This window comes from Rhodococcus sp. T2V (assembly GCF_029269925.1).
Lineage (GTDB): Bacteria > Actinomycetota > Actinomycetes > Mycobacteriales > Mycobacteriaceae > Rhodococcus_F > Rhodococcus_F koreensis.
On record NZ_JARJBD010000274.1, the window covers coordinates 1 to 1,595 of the forward strand.

Below are 1,595 nucleotides of genomic sequence, written 5' to 3' on the forward strand. Positions count from 1 at the left end.
GCCTGTTCGGCGACCATGTAGGCGGCGTACCAGTCGGGCCAGTTCGGATCCGCTGCGCCGGTGCGCTTCTCGTGTTCGCCGTGGGCGATCGCCGCGCGGATCAGCGCACCGGTCAGGTCGGCGGTGCTGCCGAATGTTGTGGCCGTGGTGGTGACCGTCTCGGTGGTGCGGGTGTCGGTGGTGCTCATGGTTGCCTTCTCGCGGGGTGCGGGGAAACGGGTGACGTCGGATATGGGGCCGTGGTGGTGCGGAGGCGCTATTCGCCGCTCGGTACCCCGGGGGTAGTGACGGGCGGTTGCGCTACATCTGGGTGCTGCTGTTCCAGCCGGCCAGGATCTGGTCGAGCACGATCGTTTCGGCGCGCCGGTCCTGCCGCTGGTCCCGTTGGCGGTCGTGCTGGCGTTGCTGCGCCATGTCGTTGTCGCGGTCGAACGGGCTGTCGTGGGTGACAGCGGCGGCGACGGGCTGCGCGGCGGTCGGCTGTGCGGGGGCCGGGGTGGTGGTGGCGTTGGCGGCGGCGACCGGGACCAGGGCGAGTGCGACGGTCGCGGCGGCGACGGCGGCCAGGCGCTTCCAGGAGGAGGTGCTGGTGGCGGTGCGGGTGATCGGGTGAAGCTGTGTGGTGCTCATGGTGATCGGTGGTCCTCATTCGGGTGCCGCGGGCCCAGCGTCTGCGGCTACTCGAACGGTGTCGGGGAGGGCCGGAAGCGTTACACCGACCAACCCCAGATCGGTGTGATGCGTGTCACTGCCGGTGTGGCTACTGTGGTGGATTGGATTGGCAAAAGACGCGAATCCCGGCTTGAGTCCTTCCGATCTCCACGACATCGTCGTGGTCGACTCCAACTTGCTCGATGCGACGGGATCTTCACCCATTCGCAGAGCCGGTACGCACCCACAGGTGACGAATTTCGAGCTCCGCTCGGGGTGACCAACTCCGTGCCACCGGCACCGGACGAGCCCGAAGCTGCTCCGCCCGGACCATGCCTGATCGGCGGCCCTGCTCTGCGCTTCGGGTGACGTTGGGGAGTGCTGGGCCAGTAGTGCATTGTCCGGGCGCTCCGGACTGCGAAACTCACACCGGTGTGGTCGGCTGTGTCCCGGACACCCGACATCGCGCACGCCCAGGATCAGGACACCGGCAACTGTCATCTCCCACGGCTGAGGAGGAAAGGCCCTGGCATGAAGTCACCCGCCGACCACCCACCCGTTCCCGGAACGGTGCTCGTGGCGGCCCCGACGTCGAATCACAGTTCACAGGCCCGCTTCGCTCAGCGGGCCTGAGGGTGACCACCGGTCAGGCCGTGCCGATACAACTCGGTGCCGACTCGCCGGATGTCGTGATCCTCGACGCACGCGCACCCGATGTCGACGGACTCCGCATAGTCCGGGCATTGAGAGCCGCCCAGTCCGTCCCGGGGATCGTGGTGATGGGACAGTTCAACCCCCGCGACGACAAGCACACCTGCGCCTATTTCGAGTCCGGCGTCGACGATGTGATCGGTGCCCCGGCGGGTGTGAAGGAGGCAGTCGCGAGGGTGCGTGCCCTTCTCCGGCGCATCGGACCATTGCCCAGGTCCTTCACCCCGCCGGTC

Annotated in this window: 3 protein-coding genes; 1 reads left to right on the forward strand and 2 read right to left on the reverse strand. The window is 67.9% G+C overall.

The genetic code is table 11. The features are described from left to right. Positions 1-188 (reverse strand): glyoxalase (locus P3H15_RS53835; RefSeq protein WP_276144797.1); only part of this gene is annotated, 188 nt, incomplete at its 3' end. 112 nt (positions 189-300) lie between these two features. Beyond that, complete coding sequence (locus P3H15_RS53840; protein ID WP_276144798.1) at positions 301-630, reverse strand: hypothetical protein; 330 nt, start codon at positions 628-630, stop codon at positions 301-303. A 656-nt stretch (positions 631-1,286) separates the two neighbouring features. On the opposite strand from P3H15_RS53840, the gene P3H15_RS53845 reads away from it, so the two are divergent. Continuing rightward, a partial coding sequence (locus P3H15_RS53845) for a response regulator transcription factor (protein WP_276144799.1) occupies positions 1,287-1,595 on the forward strand: 309 nt, incomplete at its 3' end.